The organism is Sphingomonas sp. GC_Shp_6, from assembly GCF_026540835.1.
In the GTDB taxonomy this organism is placed as follows: Bacteria; Pseudomonadota; Alphaproteobacteria; order Sphingomonadales; family Sphingomonadaceae; genus Sphingomonas.
This window is the reverse complement of the sequence record NZ_JALNUO010000029.1, coordinates 1-18,884: the sequence shown is the minus strand read 5'-3', so window position 1 is coordinate 18,884 and position 18,884 is coordinate 1. Positions and strand designations below refer to the sequence as shown.

The window sequence follows — 18,884 nt, the reverse complement described above, 5'->3', positions numbered from 1 at the left end:
GAGTTTTCGCACGGTCTGGATCGAATTTCGGGAATGTCCGGGTTGGGCAGGAAAGCGGAACGGCGGCTTTCGGGAAGGTGCTGGCGATGGCCGACATTCTGTGGCGCTGCCTCCTTTTACAGGAGTATCTATCGTTACATTCACACGCTCGGCGGTCTGCTACGATCGAACTCCATTTTGAAGATTCCGTCAGACCTCAAAACATAGGTGCAATGATGCCAATCTTCCTGACTCTCTTTAAGCATGTCACGCCTTAGGGCGGATAGAGCATCATTGACGGATCGGTTCATGGTTCTCTCACCTTCCACCCCCTCAACAAGCTTACCGTTGCACACGACATCGTAGCGCCTCTGTATCCAGTCGTCATGAACTTCTGCCACGATCCATACTTCGGATACAGAAGCCGCTAGCATTGGAGCAATTGCGAGGGCGATGCTCTCCAGCTGACGGCTACTTTCCATTTCCGCATTTACCTCCGATGCCAGATTATATCAGCGTAATCGCTTTTGCGATCCATTTTACCGCGCTTGCCCATTGGCCGTAACTAGACAGCTTTACCAATCCCGAGCGCCCCGATTGCAACTCATGTCTGGAAAGTTCCCCATAATCCCACTGAACGAATGACTACTACCGGGACTCCGAATTACTAACCCGAGCGTCCGGGTGTGGGCGTGAACGGCCCTGCCGTTTTTAAGCGCCGACTAGCCCCGCCAGTGTCGGAAAACACATGATAGGCGACGCAGAGCACCGCAAATTCTGGAGAATTGCGGCGTGGGGCGGTGGCGCACGTGCTCTAGGTTCGCACTATTGCGCGAGATACCCTGTCGGATGGAGAAAGTGCGCGACAACCTCGGAGGCGGGGTTTTTCGTTAGGGGAGCCGCGGCTGTTATTTTGGCGTGAGATCGAAGCCCCGCGGAGTCGCTACCGTGCAGGCTGGCGCGATGCCGAGCAAATCTCGGAAGCCCCGCGAATGGCCGATTCATCCGAAACCCGACATTCCCGGCCGATTGCCCGAACGACTGCTTCGTCCCATTTGACGCCATTGGGGACAAATCGCTCGTTCCCAAAAACGATTCCCGCTAGCGAATCGCCGAAAAGGCATTCTCATTAATTACGCAGCTTTGCGTCGCACCATGAGGACGCCTTCGAAGAGTTTGGCGACACGCTCGTTTGGCGGAACGGCCAAAGCCGCGCTGATCGCGGCCTGATTCAATCCCCGCCGACCCATTGCACGAGCGCCGTTGGTAGCAGCAGGTTCTGAGGGTGTCGCGGCGCTTCGCATCGACGAGGCGTCGTCGGCGGGAGCCTGCGTGGCCTCGATCACCCGAAGGCTGTTAGCAGCGACGGCGGGGTCGACGCGGATCTGGGGCATCTCCGGGGCGGGTATTTTGGTCCGCGCCGAGAGCTTCTTCTCGGCATAGTAACGGACCTTCTTTCCATAGGTCGCGTACATGCCTCGCCGGAAAACGATCAGATCGTCCTCCGGCAGCAACTCAACTTCCTGAGGGAGCATCAGCGGCCGGCGCTGATCGGAGTCCGAGGTGGAGCCGCCGCCGCCGCCCCACGTTCCTATCGAGCGCGACCGCGCCTTGAACGTGTAGCTGCCGAGCTGGTCCGAAATCTTCTTCGCCTCGGCCAAACCGGCCGGACGAAGAACAAGCCGCACCGCGCAGTTTCGCTCGATGTCGGCCGCCACCTTGTCCCCATAAACGCCCTGGATCTGTTCGAGCGACTGGAACGCCGGCAGCATCCGCAGCCCGTAGCCGGCGACATAGCTGAAGGCGTTCGCGAGCACGGTGCATTTGCCGAGGCTCGCGAACTCGTCCAGGGCGAGCAGCACCTTGATCTGATGCTTGTCGCCCTTCGGCAGCTCGCGGACGTTGCGGTCGATGAGTTGCTGGAAGAGCAGGCCGTAGATGGGCGCAACCCGCTCTAGGTCGTCCGGCGACACGCCGAGATAGAGCGAGATCCGCTTGTCCCGAAAGTCACTGAGATCGAAATCGCTCTCTGAGGTCGCCGCATCGACATATGGGTTCAGCCAGCCGTTGATCTTGGACGTAACCGACTGGCGCAATCCGGAAAATGTGTTCGCCGACGAGCCGGTATAATCCTTGATCGCCGATACGCACCCTTCCGACAGGGGCTTCCCGGCCTTCTTACGATCGGCGATGATCTTCGGGAAACGCCGCTGGGCATCGCTGGCCGCGAACTGGCGGTACACCTCGCCGAGCGTGAAGGGGAGGGCGTCCTCCCCATCGTCGACGGTTGCCGCGATATATGCGGTGATGCCGAGAAAAGCGGTTCGCGCGCCCTCGGCCCAGAACTTCTCGCCCGTGAGCGGATCGGGATAGAGCATTGCCGCGATCTTCTGAAGCTCGTTGATGACCTCCACCGGATCATGCCGGTTGATGTAGCTCAGCGGGTTCCACCGCACGGTGCGACCCGTGGGATCGAGCGGGTTGAAGAGCAGCACCTGCTGCCCGAGCACCTTCAGCCGATACCCCGCGGTGTTGTCGTAATTCTCCTGCTTGATGTCGAGCACCACGAGAGAATCGAGCCAGTCGAGCAAGTTCGGGATGATGACGCCCACCCCCTTGCCGGCGCGCGTCGGGGCTTCCAGCATCACATGCTCGGGTCCGCCAAAGCGCATCACCTTCCCGCCGAACTTGCCCAGCACGATGCCGGCCGAGGCGAGCATCTTGCCGTTGCGAACCTCGCCGACTCGCGCGAAGCGCGCCTCGCCGTGGAGCTTCTGCCGTTTGAACAGCGTGGAGAGGATGGTGATGACCGTCAGAACGAGGCCGATCCCGAAGCCGATCAGGAACGGCTGATAGACGATCGGATAGCCCTTCAACGCCCACAGCGCGGCCGGCACCTTAATCCAGGGCGTATGCGCGTTGAGGAGGTGGGCACGCCACAGGACGGCGAGGGCGCCGATCGTGGCGCTCAGCGCCAGGCCGATGATGCCAAGGAACGCGATCGCGCCCGGCTGCGACCCTTCGTCGCTTCGCACCCATTTTCCGTTCATGCCGGCACCCCCTTCAGTCGGTCGGCTTGCTCGCCGGATCGAACCATACTTCGGTCATGCGATAGCGCGCCGGCTGGCCCTCGCCGGGTGGCAGGCGGTGCATCTGCACGACGATATCGACCAGCGAGCGCAGCAGCGCCCGGATGTCGTGGCGGTCGAGATCGTTGCCGCCTTCCGATTCCTTCACCAGCAGCGTCAGCTGCTCGAGCGCGCCCTCGGCCGTATTGGCGTGGACCGTGGTGATCGAACCGGGATGACCGCTGTTGACGTTGCGCAGGTAGAAGAAGGCGGTGCCGTCCCGCAGTTCCTGCAGAAGGATGCGATCGGGCCGCATCCGCAGCGCCGATTCCAGCAACTCCTTGGCGCCCGCCTTCTGGAGGCTCTTCCCATCCTTGGCGTACATCATGTGGACGTGGTTGCGCTGGGGTACGACGAGCTCGCGCGTGTCCTCGATCGTCAGGATCCGCTCATAGTCCGGGATCAGCTTGATGAGACCCTTAGAGAAGCTCGTCTTGCCGGAGCCCGTCGCGCCGGAAATGAGGATGTTCTTGCGGGCTTCGACCGCCAGCTTGAAGAAGGCGCGCCAATCGCCCGCCTCGCGCAGTCGCAGCAGATCGGGGTCAACCTCCTCGTACAGGCCGTGCGCGCGCACCTCGCTGAACAGGCCGGCACGCTCGAAATCGTCGATGTTCATCGTCACGCCGGACGCTTTGCGGATCGTGATCGAGATGAAGCCTTGCTCGACCGCCGGGGGAACGACGACCTGTGCGCGCTCGCCGCCCGGCAGGACCGAGGAGCATATCGGATATTCGGAGTTGATGTCCTGCTTGGTCAGCCCCGCGATCAGCTTCGCCAGCGTCATGAGGGCCGCATTGTCGAGTGCGGGCTCCTCATGCCATTCCCAGCCACCACGCGTCTCGAGGCCGATCATCCCTGGCTCGTTGATGACCAGCTCGGTCACATCGTCGCGCAGAAGGTGCCGTCGGATCGGCTCGGCATTATGCTCGTAGATCAGCGACGTCGGACTGGATGCCACGGCCTTAACGCCTCAATCCCACATCATAGACTGAGCGGAAATCGAAGTCCTTGGCGACGAAGATCGCCGCGGTGTCGCCCTGGTTCTTCTTCAAGATCGGTTTGATGTTCATAGTTTGCTGAAGGACGGTCTGCCCGGTTTGTCCGGGAACTTGCGTGGTGTTGCTCCCCTCATTGGCGACCGCCCGACCGGCGATTTGCGAGGCATCCTCCAGCACCGAGATGACGAGCCCAACGCCGAAACGTGCCCAGAACTGGGTATCGACGCCGCCTGGCAACCCGGCCCGACCAAGGCTATCCGCTGCCGGCGACCCGAGGTCGATCGCTACGCCGCGCGGCGTCAGGGCGCGCGTCCACAGTACGAACAGGCGCGCTTGCCCCTGCGTGATGCCGCCGGAATATTGCCCGAGGACCTTGGTCCCCTTGTCGAGCAGGACGATGCGACCGTTCTCGGAATAGACATCGTGGTTGATGACGCAGGACACGAACCCGGCCTGCGTCGAGTTGATCGCCGTTTGGAGCGTGCAGGGGATGACCGTGCCCGCACTCAGCAGAAGGTTACGGTCCGCGACCATCGTTGCCCGGACCGTCTGGATCGCGGCATGGCCGAGCTGATCGTTGAAGTCGGTCGAACCCTTGCCCGCTTCGGCCGGATTGTCTTCGCCCGGCGCTCCGAAACCACTGGCACCGAGACCCCGCCGCGCGACGGTGGATTGTCCAGCGCCGCGCGTCCGGTCCTCGAGGTCCGTACTCTGTTGAGCGTCCGCACCGGGCGCGGAGGCGGGAAGAGCGGTCGAGGCCAGCCCGGTGTTGCCAAAGGCCATGATCGGCGATCGCCGGGCCGCATCGGCCATGGCGCGCGCCTGCTCTGCACGTCGCTGCTCCGGAGATTGCTGTCCGTTCGCCGTGGCGGAGGCTGTCCCGCCCGTTGTCGGCACCGGATTGCCGTTGGCATCGGCGACCTGCGTCCCCGCCGCTGCGGCGATCGGCCGCCCGAAGATGTCGGTCTGCGCCGCGCCGGGCTGGCCGAGTTGACCCGCGAGCGCCGCTCGCTGGGCGTTTGGCGATCCCATCACGTCGTCCACGGCACGGTCACTGGCCTTCGCGGGCTGCGCGGCAGCCGCGGTACTGGCCGATTGGTGAAACGCACCATAGCCTATCACGATGCCGCTTAGGGCGCCGAGCAATCCGATCCCCGCACCGATGAAGGCGAGGTTGCCCCACCCGCCGCTACGCGCGACCGGGTTATCGACCTCGCTTGGAGCAACGGTGTCGGCAGCGACATCGCCCCCGCGGTCAATCACGGTCCCGACCATGTTACTGCCCCTTCACTTTGCGTTCGACGACATTGGAGACGGTGCCCGTTCGATCGCCGCGATCGTTGCGCAGCGGCGCCTCGTTGTAGATGCACAGCACCGTCGCCCCGCGCCGGAGGCGCAACTGACGGTAGACCGCATGGATCACGACGAAATCCTCGCGAACATCGTAGGGGACGATCGTCTCGGTCCCGTCGACGTCGACCGCGAAGATCGAGGGAATGTCGGCGTGGCCCGGATAGCGCAGCACGGTGAACTCGCCGTTGTCGGAGACCTCGGTGGGTTGCAGCGCGACGTCGCCCTGCACGGTATAACTCATATTCCGGGTGCCCTCGATCACGGCATGGTCGAGCGCGGCGATGGTGATGGTCGTCTCGATCGCCTTGGCGGCCTGGACCTGGGCAAGCTGCACCTGCAACGCCGCCATCGCCCGTTCCTCGCGCGGATAGCGGAATCGTACGCCGTACATCGTGGCGCCCGTCCCTAGTGCGAGGTTGAAATGATAGGTGCGCGACACGCCGCCCGCGTTGGTGACGACGATCAGGTTGGTTCCTCCAGCCCTCTCGCGGGGTTTGAGAAAGACGATGTTTCCAACGGGCGCGATCTGCCAGGAGACGGTATCGCCCAAGGCGGCCTGCGTGACCGTTTCGCCGGGCCCGAACTGGATCTCGATCGCGTGCCGGAAACTGCCGACGATCGTCACCACCTGATCTGGATCGTAGTTGACGTTGCGAACGCGAGCGTCCTTGGCCCCAGGGACGGGGGTCTCCGACGCGAACGCAGGCTGTGGCGCGAGCGTGACTGCCGCGGCACCCAGAACCGAGAACGCGACGAGGCGGAGCCACACCGCCCCGACCCCGCGCCAGAAGCGGTTCCTGGCGCCATCCTCCGTCAGCACCAACGCCGTCGTCGGCGGTGACAGGCGCAGACCCAGCTCTTTGCGGAGCGCGGGCATGAAGGGGACGGCAACACGGTCGCCATTGTCCGACGTATTTGGCTGATCGCTCATGTCACGCCTCCGGGTCAGAACGATAATTCACGACCTGGAAGCCGAGCGGATTGATATTCCGATCCTTCTCATGCTCCGGCGCCGTCGTGTATCTGAAGGTCATGATCGCGTTCCAATTCTGCGCGATCGGCGTGTTCTGCCCGAAGGTGATGATCTTCGTGAAGCGGACCTGCGCCACGGTAGGACTGAGGAAACTGATCGTTCTTATCGAGATCGAGACGAAGCCCTTGTCGCCATAGATGTTGGACGGAGCGTTCTTGTTGTTGGCCTGAACGCTGTTGAGGTAACGAGCGCTCTCGGCGGAATCGCTGGTAAGCATGACCGTATAGGCGTTCTCGCGCGCGGCATCGTTGAGCCAGCCTTCGCGCAACCGCACATATTGCGAGATGAAGTAGCGGTTGACCGCATCCTCATAGGTGCGCGGCTGCGGCCCCTTGAGCGCGGTCACGACCTGCGTCTCGCCCGAGCTCTTGTCGACCCTGATGACATAGGGCTCGACGGTCTTCAGCGGGCTGAGCATCGCGACTGCCGCAACTGACGCCACAGCGAGCGTGCACGCAGCCGCCGCAACGCCCCAGGCGAGCCGCTTGGACTGGATCGCCGCACGCATACGGTCATATTCCCACGTCCTCGATGTCTCGTAGTATTTCTCTTTATCTTCGGCCTTCACCGCGCCCATGGCGTCGATCCCTTCAGCAGGAGGAGTAGGTCGGCGCGACGTCCTGCGCGGACGTGCGTGGCGCCGATCGCGGGATATTCATGGCCCCAGGTCCGATTGGGGCGGCAGGCGGACCTCCGGCACCGGGCGTAGGGGGCGGTGCGGGCTCGCGTGATGGAGGAACCACCATCGACTGCCCTGCGCCCTGCTGTGACGCCGGCAGTGGCACCGGCAAGCTTGGCAGGATCGACCCGTAGAGGTTGGCGGGACGCCGGTGTTTGCCGTCGCACACCGAGACGGGCTTGATATGGGTCCCGGTGCAGCCGCCAAGCACAAGCGTGCCGATCGCCACGATGGTCAGCCTTTTCATACCGTCTCCGTTCGTAAGGTCCCGCGCCTGCGGTGTTCCGTGTTTCATGGTCTGGACTGGCAGCCGGCCTAATTAGACCGAGAGGCCGAGCCGCCAGTGCCGCTTCCTCCTGTGGAGGGACGGTTCGCCTGCGTCGCGCGCCGGAACATGAGCCGATTGGTCAACATGTTTGCCCCGGTCTGCAGGAAGCCATGGCCGCCAGAGGACGCACCCCCCGAGATACCCGCGGCGATGGCCGGCGATTGAAAGAAGAAGATCGTGCCGACGATGTAGATCGCCGCACAGGCGATCGTCGCGACGAGCATCACGGCGGCTTTCAGAACGATGTAGCCGTTCTGCGCCATGACGAAGGACGAGCCGTCTTCGGGGATCGATCCCATGATGCCGTCCATCGCGGCTTCCTGGAGGCCGGTGATGAACTTCGTCATGATCGCCATGACGACCATCAGCAGGATGAAATTGACGGTCTGCTTCAGCCACCCGTCGAACAGCCAGCGGGAGGAGTTGAAAAGCAGACACGCCAGCGCGAGCGGTGCGAGCGCGACGCAGATCGCAACCGACAGTTTGGCGAAAATGACGATGCAAAAGCCGATCGACGCCGACATAAACGCGAAGATGTAGAGGACGGCGACGCACAGATAGGTGATCAGCGTGGCGCTGAGCTGGATCACGGGCGTCCGAAAGTCAGTGATGCCCTTTTGCTCTTGCGACTGAACTTTCAGGTTCGCATTGACCAACTTTTCCGAGAGCTTGCCGGTATCGGCGACATAGGTATCGAAGGTGGTGCCCGGGTTGGTGACGGGCGTGCCCGATCCAGCCGCGATGATTTCGCTCGGCAAGTTGGTGACCACGTTCACCACCAACGCCGAATAGCCAACGGCACTGGCAGCTGCGAGGGCGAACCCGACCTTGCCGGCTTGGAAAACCAGCTCGCGAAGTGGAGCCTGGATAGCCCCTCGTAGCACGGCAAAGCCGAGAAGAAGGAAGTAGATGATCGCCGCCAGGGCCAAAGGCGCTGCAACGAAACTGACGAGCCCCGCCCCGAAGCTCGCAACCGAGGTCGCTATGGCGGTCTCCACATACGAATACATCGTCGTGAACAGCGTCATGATGTTGGGTGGGCCGGCAGCCATTGGATGAGGTTCCGATCTTCGGCGATCAAAGCGCAGCGATTAAATCTACTTCTTGCGGATCGTGTTCTGTTTGAAGAAGTCCGCCTCTTCGTTGCCGGCCTTGGTCTGGGCGACCGAGATGGTCGCGTCTCCGGTCGTCGCGCACATCTTGGCCTTCTGATCCGCAGGGAGATGGCTGTACTCCCCCGCATCGCACTTCGCCTGCCACTGCGAGAGGAGTTGAGGACTGGCGATCAGCTCCTTGGCGGTAGGCACTACGACGTTCTGTTGGCATCCGCAGACGACGAGCAACGAGCAGAGGGATAGTATCTTGCGCATGATCACTTCCTGATCGTGTTGGCACTGAAGAATGCTGCTTCATCGCGACCGGCCGCCACTTGCGCTGCGCTGATCTGCATGTTCGCCTGACCGGCCTGCGCCATCTGGATCGCCTGCATCTTGAGCATATCGTTTTGAAGCTGTGCCTGTTCGACCGAGATCCGGGCTTGGAGGTCCATCACGTCCTTGGGATCTTTGGCATACGACAGTTGCTCGCGGAGCTGGTCGAAGCCTTGCATCCGGGTCTGGGCGATGCTGAGCGTATTCTCGCCCAGCGCGGCCGTGGCGGCCGATGAGCTGGTCGCATCCTTGAGCGCCTGGTTGTAGGCTAGGTCTGCGTCGGAGGACGACGTTGCCGGCAGCGCGTAACGAGACTGGATGCTCGATGCGAGCGAACCGAGCGAACCAATCTTCGACAGGTCGCCACTGAGCAACGTCGAGGCGTCGATCGTCGTGTTGGGCAGGATGTTGCGCACCTGCGCGTTGAGCAATTGCGGGGCGAGCGCGTTGACGTTGCTCAGCTTCTGAAGCGAGCTGAGCGTTGTCGTCGCCGTCTGGATCTGCTGCTCGCCCTGCTGGATCATTTTGATCGTGTTCTGGACCTGGGCGAGCGCTTGCACATAGGTAGAGGTGTCGAACACAGGGATGCCCTGTGCAGCGGCCGGCGACGTAAACGCGACGATCGCGACCGGCGCGGCTGCAACCATGATGATGCGCTTGAGCGACATGTCAGCTTCTCCTTTGGTTGGCATAGAAATGCGGCAGCCACGCCGCAGGATCGTTGCCCGCCAGGGCAATGGCCTCCTCCATGGCGACAAGCGTTTCCTCGCGGCCAGAAAGCACTTTCAGCTCATTGGGCATCCCGCCGAGATCGAGCTTCGCAACGATCGAGGTATGCCCTTGCTTGACCAGAAAGGTCCGGCTCTCCGGCGTCAGGTCTTCACGGATCAGCCGATACTCCGCATCCGTCAGGCCGAGCCCGTCGCAATAATCCGATCGCTTGGCGTCCGAGTTTGGAAGCAAGATCTTGGTCGCGGTCTGCTCGGTGATCGAGTGCGCGATCGGCGAGCGCAGCGCATCGGCCGGGGACTGCGTGCCAAATACCATGAAGGCGTTGCGCTTACGGAAGGTCTTGAGACCATCCTGCGCGAACGCCCGAAAGGCTTCGTCCTGAAGCGCCTTCCAGAACTCGTCGACGTCGACCACGACACGCTGCCCGTCCAGCAGCTCGTCGACGCGGTGGAAGAGGTACAACATCGTCGGAGTGCGGATCTCAGGGTTCTCCAGGAAGTCCGTCATGTCGAAGCCGATGAACCGCGCCGACATCGACACCTCGTCCTGCGGACCATCGAAAGCCCAGCCGAGCGGGCCGCCCAGACACCAGCGCTCCAGCCGCGCACCAATGCCCTCCGCATCGGCGTAGCCCAGCATCTCGCGCAACGCGCTGAACGAGCGCGACGGCGCCGGCAGTCGCATCACAGCCTCGATACCCTCGTCGATCAGTCGCTCTTCGGCGACGCTGAGCGGGCGGTTTTCCCGGCGTACCAGGACACGGATGAACTGCCGCAGAAACGCAATGTCGTGCGGCGACGGTGTCAGACCCTTCAACGGCGCGAAGCCGGTGGGCTCGCCGTCGCGCAGCGCCAAGTAGGTGCCGCCACACGCGCGGACGAAGATCTCGGCACCGCGGTCCTTGTCGAAGAACACCTGTTTCGCGCCGGTCTTTTCGAGCTGCGCTTGCAGGAAGTTCTGCAGCACCGTCTTGCCGCCACCGGTTGGCCCGATGATGAGCGTGTGGCCGATGTCGGCACGGTGAAAATTGAACCAGAAGGACGAGCCCGCGCGCGTCTTGAGCAGCGTTACCGCCTCGCCCCAGTGATTTCCCGACTTGCGGCCTGCCGGGAAGGTGTAAAACGGGCTCAAGCCTGCGAAATTGCGCGTGTTAATGACCGCGGGGCGCGCGCGCATCCTGAAATTACCGGGAAGCTGCGCCCAGAAGGCGGCCTCCAGCGCGACGTCCTCGCGCGCCATCACCATGCCTGTATCGGCCGCTGCCGATCGTGCGATCGACAAGCGTTCCAGCAGCCGCTTCGGGTTCTCGTCGATTACCGCGATCGAGAGGTGATGCTCGCCCATGGCGAAGCGGTTCGCCATGAGATCGTCGACGCCGTCGAGCAGTTCCTCCGCCTGGCTGACGCCGGCATCGTCCGAGGAGACCATTTGCTTGTATTTTTTGGTGAACCGCTCGCTCGCGACCGACTTCACCAACGGCGCGAAACTCTGGGTCAGCACGAACGGGAAGTCGAGCGTGAGCAGGCTGTTGAACTGACCGGTCCGCGTGCTGGCGACATACTCGCGCACGCCGAACATTCCGAGGAAATGCGACTTGTGCGGAAGCCGGATCTCGGCCGCCTCGCGACCGAACACCACGCGTGAGGCATACAGGGCTTGGCCCAGCCTGCCGTCGAGCAGCGGCACGCGGATGCGGTCGCCGGTCAGGATGAAGTGAAGCACCTCCATCGGTCGTGAAAATAGAATACCGTTGTGCTCATACATCGAGAGCGGCTCCGGAACGACATCAGCAAGCAGCGTTTCGAAGTCGCGGCACTTGTCCGCCATGATCGTGAGCGCGCGATCGTCGATCTCGGCGTTCGCTTTTCGCCTGGAGAAAAGCCGCGTCACTTGCTCGCCGGCCATGCTCGACGGCCGGACGATGATCGTGACGTAGAACTCGTTGTGGTAGAGGACCTTCTCCTTCAGCGTGTCGGCGTATTTCTCCTGCAAGGTTCGCGCGAAGTCGGAGTGGAAGTCGCCGCCAAGAACAGGGTCTGTGGCTGTCCGCACGAGATGGGTCCACAGCGCAACGCGATCGTCACCGATCGAGCGCCACGCGATGTTGAGCTTGTTATGCCAGGTGTTGAGGTCGTTGACGTCGCTGGTCTCGAACGGCCGCCCATCGACGCGGTACATGCGCATGAGCGAGCCGTCCTCGAGCGCAACCAGCGTGTCGTCGACGTGCCGCGTGTAGGGAATGAACTTGATGTCATCCGTCTCGCGGACAGCGATCTTCTTATGCTTCAGCCTGGAATCAGTCATTGCCGAAATGCTTCCGCTTCACGCCTTTGGCGAGGCGAACGGGAGAGTAGCTCCCGCCGCCCCAGAACTTGCGGTTCTTGGATAGGAAGCCGGTCTGGAACCACAGGCCCCACAGCCGGAACGCGTTGAAGTCGTAGTGACAGATCATGCGTGCCGGGAAGTAGAGCGCTCCGAACAAGGCCAGGGGGTAGAACGGATTATGGAACACCCCCCAGATCACCATGCAGACCATGATGATCGGCAGGATCGCCTCGAGCGGCAATCCCATGAACACCGACGGCCTGGTCAGGGCGAGGAACACCTTATCCTCGGCGAGCCTCTCCAGGTCAGCCACCCGAGCTGCTCATCCAGCCGACGATCGTCGTGGCCGAAAAGATGATACCGATGCCGATCAGCACCGTGACCGCTTTTCCCCAGTCCATCCGACCGGTCAGCTTGGCATAGCCGACCGCCATGACGGCGATGACGCCGACCACCGACGCGACGGTGGTCATCCACGTCTTGATGGTGTTGAGGCCACCTTCGATCGCGGTTCCATCGGCAAAGGCCGGCTGCGCGATCGAAATGAGGGCGAGCGCACCGACAAAGCCGATGACCTGCCGGGCGCGGGCGTCGGACAACATCCGGCCCATGCCTTGAGTGAACTTCATACGTGTCTCCATGGCTTGGGGTTTACCTCTCGAGATCGTGGGTGGGGCGGATCGGCTCGACCTGCCGAACAGGCGTCGGCTCGCGGACCGAAACATCCAGGCCGCGCCGCAGCACGTCCGAGATCATGTGGCGGCTCTCCAAGCTCGCGGACGTCATCCGTTCCGCGTCGCCATCGAACGCCGCACCAAGGTGCTGATCCATCGCCGCCTGCGCCTCTAGCGCGTTGGCGAGCCGCGGCTCGGCGGCAATACGCTCCGCCCCGCCATGAAGGAACAGATCGGCCAGTTCGTCATTTTCGTGACGTCGCTCAGGCGCGGCCTGATGAAGGCGCTCTTCCCGAACGATATGGGGTTCCTGTTCGGGCTGTCGCTCTGGCGCAGCCGTCGCTTCGCCGGCCAGGCGGTCTTCGGGCGTGGCGGCGAGCGCGCCGCGGAGCGGCACGTTCGCACCGGCTTCGCGGGCGACTTCGTGCCGGTTGAGCCCGGACCGGACGATGTAGATCGCATCGGCGACCTCGCCGTCCCACGCGCCGTCGCGCGCCATCTGGCGCAGACCGTCGGGTTCATAACCGGACCTTGAGAAGGCGCTGACCAACGTCGGGCTTTCCAAGGCCCGCTCCAGCGCCCCGTTCAGCGCATCCCTGTTCAGATCGATACGTTCGGCCTGAACCTCCCTCCGCAAGGGGTCCATGTCCTCGCTGTCGGCCGCGTAGAGCGCCTTGCGATCCTGCGTGTGGACGCTCACCGTCAACAGGAGGCGCTTGTCTGCGTCGGACAATTCGGTGCTGCTTCCGCTTGGCAACGGCTGAGGCGCGCCGTTCCTCTCCGCGTCGGCCGACGGCGCGAGGACTGTCGCCTCCGTCGCCCCGACAGCCGCCGTCGGAGCGACGGGTTCGACAGTCGGCGCCGGCGTCTCCGCCACCTCACGGTCGCGTCGTGCAGCATCGGCGCGACGTAGCTCTTCCATTCGCGCCTGTTCGTCGAAGCTCGGCTCATAACCGCGCACGGTCAGGCCTTCGCGCGACGCCGCCGTCCACACGGCCTGACGAAACTCAGGCGAACCTTCGACGTCGATCCCCGCCCAGCCATTGTGCTTGGCGATCGTGACCAGGGCCGAGACGGTGTCGGGATCCTCGTTTCGAGCAATGATGCGATCGCCGGCAATCTCGATCGACGGATTCTCACGATCTGTCGGCAGGAACATGCCGACGCGGCGCTCGCTGCCGTCGGACGGCTCGATGATCCGGACCTGATACCGTGTCGCCAGCTCAGGCGGGATCTGGAACGCAGCCTGTTCGGCTTGCGTCTGCGCGTCGAGGCCGCCCCGCGCAACGCTGTTATCCGCGCTCATTTGAAGACCTGAACCGCGCTGGAATCGATCTGCCCCACCACCCAGCTAGCTTCGGCGATCCCTTGCTTTGCCGAGGCGGGCGTAGCGGTCGGCGCCGACGCCGACGCCGAGCCCGGAATGGGCGGGGGTGTCTGGATCGTCCCCATGCCGCTCGCGGCCGACCAAACGCGACCGACATAACCATTGCGGAAACCGCGCGTCAGCGTGCCGGTGTTGTAGAGCGAATAGGTCGCCGAGATCGCGTCCAGCCCCGTATAATGCTGGATCGCGAGGCCATATCCCGCCCGCAGCATCGAGGATGCGAGCCGCAGGTTCGTACAAGGGTCGAAGGCCTGCTCGACGGTGACACCCAATCGCGCGAAATTGGCGGAGTTCACCTGAGCCAACCCGACATCGACCGTATAGCCGGCCGCCATGTACCGACGCACCAGCGCGGCGCCGTCGGCGATCGACGCGGCGCGGACACGCGGCCCCTTGTTGATATTGATCGCCAGATCGTCGCCGCCGCTTTCGGTCACGACGAGGGGAACAACCGCCTCGGTCGCGATCTCAGATGCGCATTGCTGCGCAAGCATCGTGATCGCGGCGATGGCGTGGATCATTGCTGCGTCACCGTCTGGTAGCGGGTATCGAGCGCGTACCGCGACGTTCCGCCATCGGTCCGCGTCACGGTCAGGTCGTAGCCGTACTTGGCCTTTTTCATTTTGACGCCGACCCCTGTGCAGGTCGGGAACGAGCCGCCGATAGCGAGCGCGTTCCAGAGTTTCGTGATCGGCGGGACGCACTCGACATATTTCGTCGGCGAACCGGGTGTCGCGAGGCAGAGGACCACCTGACACCCCCAATCCGACGCGTAGGCGGGTTGTGGGGCCGCGACCGCCACGACGCCGGCCACGCACAGCGCGATGGCGCCAGTAGTGCCGCCCAGCTTGGTCATCAAAAATCGGATCATGAGCCACCTCCATGCGCTGCGCGCCACTCTTCGGTTGCGAACACGTCCCACTTCGCCGGTGCATTGGCGGCAAGGGCGAGGGTCGAGGCCGGCGCGGTCGGTGCGGGGGCCGCCTCAACTCCGGCGGGCGTCGGCGGGGGCGGCGCGTCGCCTTGTGCGACGGTAATGATCCAGTCCTCGTCGCCTTCGATCGGTCGGGTCCGGTCGATGACCTGCCCGGGTCGCGCGAACGCGACATGCCAGTGGTTCGCTTGACCGCGATCCCCCGGCCCGAGCAGCTCGATGATGCGGATACCGCTTTGTGCCATGAGGGCCCGGATCTGCTCGCGGTCGATCGCGTGGACGCCGCCTGCGGGAACGAAATCGACCGCCTGGCCGAACTTGTGCCAGCTATACCGCGCGCCGAAGCTGGCGTTCATTGGGCGGATCGTATCGGTGATCCGCGAGCCAAAGGCGCGACGAACGAGGGCTGCGACGTTCGACATCGAGGGCGCGCCCACGAAGCCGATAGAAGACTGGTCGTCGTCGATATGAGAGAGCGCGCAGGCATCAAAAACCGTTGCCGGCGTTATACCGTAAGTCGCGAAATCACGGCCGCGGATCCCAAGCGGCCCCGCCTCGAAGTCTGCGCCCAACGCGATGAGATCACGCACCGTCGCCTCTGCGTCAGCTGCGTTGCCCGGCTGCCTAGCGAGGACCGCGCCCGAACGAACGGAGACTGCGAGCGACGCGGGAGATGGCGTTCCGGCCCCGGCTAGCCCGGCGGCACAGAGTTGAATTGCCTTCGCTACGATACTCGCCGGAAGCACATCAATGCACCAATGCTGAATTGAACCAAAGCAGATGTCAGCGACTACAGGAAGTCGACATCAAAAGGTTAAACCTGAAGCAGCAGGCAAACAACAACACCTCTGGAGCGATCCAGCCGCGATTATGGAGTGATCCGGGGTAATCTATTGCGACTAAAGACGCGGTATTGCACGATGACCGCACGAGATGTGTTTCAAACGGCTTTAGGTAATTGTCGGCTAGGCCAGCACCTAGCTGATTCAGTTGTCGAGTGGTTTCGAGGTGACTGGGACGAGGGTGGATATACGGGCCATGCGCTCTTGAAGCTGCAAGCTATATCGGGCGGGTTGGCGCTCTTGATCGCCATCGGCTTCTGGTATGGGCCGTTTGACGACAAGCGGGCTGGGAGGCGCGGTGAGGTTTCGGCCTGCAGCGTCGCCGCGACCCATGACTTCTGCGATGCCGTTGCCGGCCTATCGACGGCGCTCCGCAATCCCTTCTTGCGGGTGGACCGAACCGGCATCCTGCCGCCCCGCGATACGCCAGGGGCCGTCGATCCCTCTATCACTCAGGCGAACATCGGCACGACGATCTGCCGACCCGGCTATGCACGATCGGTCCGCCCCGCCTTCGCGGTTACCGCGCCCGTCAAACGGCGATTGATGGACGCGCAGCATCCAGGCGAGTCCTTCGCCGATGACGAACTCGATCATCTGATCCCGATCTCGCTTGGCGGTGCGCCGCTCGACCTGCGTGATCTATGGCTCCAGCCCCGGCGCGGCCAGGCGAACGCGGCCGACAAGAATGCCTTGGCCTATGTCCTGTGGCGATTGGTTTGCGAGCGCCGCTTGCCACTTCGGACGGCGCAGCAGGCCATCCGGCGCGACTGGACGAAGGCCTACGACACATACGCGACGCCCGAGAATGTGGCGCGCTACCACTTTGCGCACCGCCAAGAGGAGCGCGACTATGCTCGCACGGGCGCGCCGGATCCGATCCGAACATCAACGAAGGAGGAATCATGCCACAGAATATTGCCGAGTTCCGGATCATCGGTCGCATCGGCAAAATCACGGCGCGCGAGAAGGTCACCTATGTGAGCGTCGCCGCCAATTATAACCGCCGCGACGGCGACGACTGGAAGACCGACACGCTGTGGAACAGCGTCGTGTGCTTCTCCAATGTCGGACCCCAAGTCGAAGCAGCCGGGAAGGGTGATCTGGTGCATGTCACCGGCCGGGTCCGCGAGAGCAACCACGGCGAAGGCAACGAGGTTTCCTACCGCACCGAGCTGATTGCCGACACCTTCTCGATCCTGACCAAGGCCGAAGCCGAGCATAGCTGATTGGGGGCGGGAGCGGGTTGGCGGCGCGGTTCAAATCCGCCGCGTTGCGGTCCAGCCCGCGTAGCAGTCTGGGCCCGGTCGGGTGACGATCCTCGCTTGGGTCGCCACCCGGACGCAAGAGATTATCGCGCAGCGCGCGGCCGACCGGCTCCTGCCGACCATCCAGAGTGGAGGATGCCGCCTGTGCCTTCGGTGATATTTACCGGAGGCCAAAAGTGACCGAAACCGACCAACTTCACAGGACGTGGCCGATGACGAGACTACCGCTCGATGCCGAAATCCGAGCCAAGAACATCGTCGAACAGCTCGGCGGGGTGTGGCGCGGCACTCGCGGCGAATGCCGCTGCCCGGCCCATGACGATGGCTCACCCAGCCTGTCCGTCCGCCTCGGCGATTCGGCGATCCTCTTCCACTGTTTTGCCGGCTGTACAGCGCTCGAGGTGCTGAAGGCGCTTCAGCGCCAAAAGCTCCATGACCGTTCTGCGGTGGCAATGCCGGAGGGAAAACCAAAGCGCGACATGGGCGCGCTCGCCCTGCGTCTCTGGAATGCCAGCGTGCCGGTCGCGGGCACGCTCGCCGAAGCCTATCTCGTCGCCCGCGGCCTCTCCGCGCCCTATCCCAAGGCTTTGCGCTTCAACCCGGCGACCATATTCGGCTCCGGTGCCGACAGACGCGTAATGCCCGCGATGATCGCCGCAGTCGAAAACGACCTCGGACTGGTTGCCGTCCAGCGGACCTTCCTCGATCCTGTCGATGTGCTGCGCAAGCCCATCCCAAAGCCGAAGGTTGCGCTCGGACTGCTCGGCACAGCAGCGATCCGTCTTGCGCCTGCGACCGACGAGCTGGGCCTTGCCGAAGGGATCGAGGACGCCCGATCGGCGACTGAATGGTTCGGGACGCCGACATGGGCGCTGGGCGGTGTCGAACGGCTAGCCTTCGTCGCGATCCCGGAGAAGGTCCGCCGGGTGATCGTTTACGGTGACCGAGGCCGCGCGGCCGACCGACTGCTGGAAAAGGCACGCGATCACCTGACAGCGAACGGGCGCGAGCTCATCAGCCGCGTGCCCGAGGATCATGACGACTGGAACGACGCCTGGCGCGCGCACCGGCGGAGCGCATGAAACCGCAACTGCGGCAGCTGAATTACGCGGATCATGGGCGTGTCAGCAGAGCCGCATCAACTGGGAAGGATAGGGGGCGACGAGCCCCTTCAGATCGTCCCATGGTGCCGATAGCCAGCGATCATAGTCGTCGTCGTGAAGGACCACCGGCATCGCCTTTGGATGGATCGGCGCGACGATCGCATTCGGCTCGGTGGTCAAGAACCCATAGGCATTCCCGCGCTCGGTCGGGCGCCAGATTCCGGCAAAGGCAAAAATCGGGCGGCTAGGCACGTCGAACCAGTGCAGCGGCTTCTTTCCGTCCTCGCCAGGCGCGATCCCGAACTCGGAGAACGCCGTCACCGGCACCAGGCAACGGCGCGTCGGCGTTGTCAGCATCGACCGCCAGAAGCTCGAATTGAGATTGCGCACGTTGGTCACGTACTTGGTGAGCTTGACCGCTGGATCGCGCTTGCTCGGCACCTGCGTCGGTACACCCCACTCCATCCGCTCGATCTTCCGGTCGGCGCCGTCCTGGATGACCACTTGGCCGTAGAACGGCGTCTTCTTGCCCGTCGGAAAGATGTCGGGGACCGGATACGTCTCGTCGGGCTCGTAAGGCGGGCGGATGCCGAATGTCGCGGCGATCTCCGCCTGCTTCGCGGTCAGCCTGTATCGATTGCACATCCGAGCACCCTTTCGGTGCCGGCAAGCTCCGCCCGCCGGCACTCTG

General features: G+C 63.3%; 19 protein-coding genes. 3 read left to right on the top strand and 16 right to left on the bottom strand.

The genetic code is table 11. The annotated features are described in order from the left end of the window. Nucleotides 1-1,112: 1,112 nt before the first annotated feature. From OXQ95_RS18130 to OXQ95_RS18060, 15 genes are all read right to left on the bottom strand, one after another. Nucleotides 1,113-3,014, bottom strand: coding sequence for a type IV secretory system conjugative DNA transfer family protein (locus OXQ95_RS18130; protein ID WP_267382973.1), 1,902 nt, complete (start codon nt 3,012-3,014; stop codon nt 1,113-1,115). Between the two features lie 28 nt (nt 3,015-3,042). After that, entirely contained in the window at nt 3,043-4,065 is a 1,023-nt protein-coding gene (gene virB11, locus OXQ95_RS18125) for a P-type DNA transfer ATPase VirB11 (protein ID WP_121905596.1), read from the bottom strand. A 4-nt stretch (nt 4,066-4,069) separates the two neighbouring features. Next, a complete protein-coding gene (gene virB10 / locus OXQ95_RS18120) occupies nt 4,070-5,380 on the bottom strand; it encodes a type IV secretion system protein VirB10 (protein ID WP_242153053.1) in 1,311 nt (436 codons plus the stop codon). Nucleotide 5,381: 1 nt separating this feature from the next. Next, nucleotides 5,382-6,389 carry a TrbG/VirB9 family P-type conjugative transfer protein gene (locus OXQ95_RS18115; RefSeq protein ID WP_267382570.1) on the bottom strand — a complete coding sequence of 336 codons (1,008 nt, stop codon included), beginning with the start codon at nt 6,387-6,389 and terminating at the stop codon, nt 5,382-5,384. A 1-nt stretch (nt 6,390) separates the two neighbouring features. Then, nucleotides 6,391-7,068, bottom strand: a complete 678-nt coding sequence (locus tag OXQ95_RS18110) for a type IV secretion system protein (RefSeq protein ID WP_121905599.1) — start codon at nt 7,066-7,068, stop codon at nt 6,391-6,393. A gap of 417 nt (nt 7,069-7,485) precedes the next feature. Next, nucleotides 7,486-8,526 (bottom strand): type IV secretion system protein, encoded by a 1,041-nt coding sequence (locus OXQ95_RS18105; RefSeq protein WP_267382568.1) that lies wholly within the window; start codon nt 8,524-8,526, stop codon nt 7,486-7,488. Between the two features lie 69 nt (nt 8,527-8,595). Then, nucleotides 8,596-8,868 (bottom strand): hypothetical protein, encoded by a 273-nt coding sequence (locus tag OXQ95_RS18100; RefSeq protein ID WP_037533493.1) that lies wholly within the window; start codon nt 8,866-8,868, stop codon nt 8,596-8,598. Nucleotides 8,869-8,870: 2 nt separating this feature from the next. Beyond that, the gene (locus tag OXQ95_RS18095) at nt 8,871-9,596 is read right to left on the bottom strand and encodes a type IV secretion system protein (protein ID WP_267382561.1); all 726 of its coding nucleotides are present in this window, start codon (nt 9,594-9,596) and stop codon (nt 8,871-8,873) included. Nucleotide 9,597: 1 nt separating this feature from the next. Beyond that, complete coding sequence (locus OXQ95_RS18090) at nt 9,598-11,964, bottom strand: VirB4 family type IV secretion/conjugal transfer ATPase (protein ID WP_267382560.1); 2,367 nt, start codon at nt 11,962-11,964, stop codon at nt 9,598-9,600. Further along, nucleotides 11,957-12,298 carry a VirB3 family type IV secretion system protein gene (locus tag OXQ95_RS18085; protein WP_267382558.1) on the bottom strand — a complete coding sequence of 114 codons (342 nt, stop codon included), beginning with the start codon at nt 12,296-12,298 and terminating at the stop codon, nt 11,957-11,959. The genes OXQ95_RS18090 and OXQ95_RS18085 overlap by 8 nt, the downstream gene beginning before the upstream one ends. Continuing rightward, the gene (locus tag OXQ95_RS18080) at nt 12,291-12,614 is read right to left on the bottom strand and encodes a TrbC/VirB2 family protein (protein WP_267382556.1); all 324 of its coding nucleotides are present in this window, start codon (nt 12,612-12,614) and stop codon (nt 12,291-12,293) included. The genes OXQ95_RS18085 and OXQ95_RS18080 overlap by 8 nt, the downstream gene beginning before the upstream one ends. Nucleotides 12,615-12,636: 22 nt before the next feature. Next, complete coding sequence (locus OXQ95_RS18075) at nt 12,637-13,965, bottom strand: LPD7 domain-containing protein (RefSeq protein WP_267382554.1); 1,329 nt, start codon at nt 13,963-13,965, stop codon at nt 12,637-12,639. Further along, on the bottom strand, nt 13,962-14,567 hold the full coding sequence (locus OXQ95_RS18070; protein WP_267382552.1) for a lytic transglycosylase domain-containing protein: 606 nt from the start codon (nt 14,565-14,567) through the stop codon (nt 13,962-13,964). Before OXQ95_RS18070 ends, OXQ95_RS18075 begins: the two co-directional genes overlap by 4 nt. Continuing rightward, nucleotides 14,564-14,917: a hypothetical protein gene (locus OXQ95_RS18065; protein WP_267382550.1), complete on the bottom strand. Its 354-nt coding sequence runs from the start codon at nt 14,915-14,917 to the stop codon at nt 14,564-14,566. Before OXQ95_RS18065 ends, OXQ95_RS18070 begins: the two co-directional genes overlap by 4 nt. Beyond that, complete coding sequence (locus OXQ95_RS18060) at nt 14,914-15,570, bottom strand: muramidase (protein WP_267382548.1); 657 nt, start codon at nt 15,568-15,570, stop codon at nt 14,914-14,916. Before OXQ95_RS18060 ends, OXQ95_RS18065 begins: the two co-directional genes overlap by 4 nt. Before the next feature lie 492 nt (nt 15,571-16,062). Here OXQ95_RS18060 and OXQ95_RS18055 point away from each other — a divergent pair, with 492 nt between their 5' ends. The 3 genes from OXQ95_RS18055 to OXQ95_RS18045 all read left to right on the top strand — a co-directional run bounded on the left by OXQ95_RS18055 (nt 16,063) and on the right by OXQ95_RS18045 (nt 18,172). Next, a complete protein-coding gene (locus OXQ95_RS18055; RefSeq protein WP_267382965.1) occupies nt 16,063-16,806 on the top strand; it encodes a hypothetical protein in 744 nt (247 codons plus the stop codon). Next, nucleotides 16,728-17,051 (top strand): single-stranded DNA-binding protein, encoded by a 324-nt coding sequence (locus OXQ95_RS18050; protein WP_037533373.1) that lies wholly within the window; start codon nt 16,728-16,730, stop codon nt 17,049-17,051. Before OXQ95_RS18055 ends, OXQ95_RS18050 begins: the two co-directional genes overlap by 79 nt. A 251-nt stretch (nt 17,052-17,302) precedes the next feature. Then, nucleotides 17,303-18,172 carry a toprim domain-containing protein gene (locus tag OXQ95_RS18045; protein ID WP_276589185.1) on the top strand — a complete coding sequence of 290 codons (870 nt, stop codon included), beginning with the start codon at nt 17,303-17,305 and terminating at the stop codon, nt 18,170-18,172. Nucleotides 18,173-18,214: 42 nt separating this feature from the next. Here the strand turns inward: OXQ95_RS18045 and OXQ95_RS18040 are convergent. After that, on the bottom strand, nt 18,215-18,884 hold a 670-nt coding region (locus OXQ95_RS18040; RefSeq protein WP_267382962.1), incomplete at its 5' end, for an SOS response-associated peptidase family protein.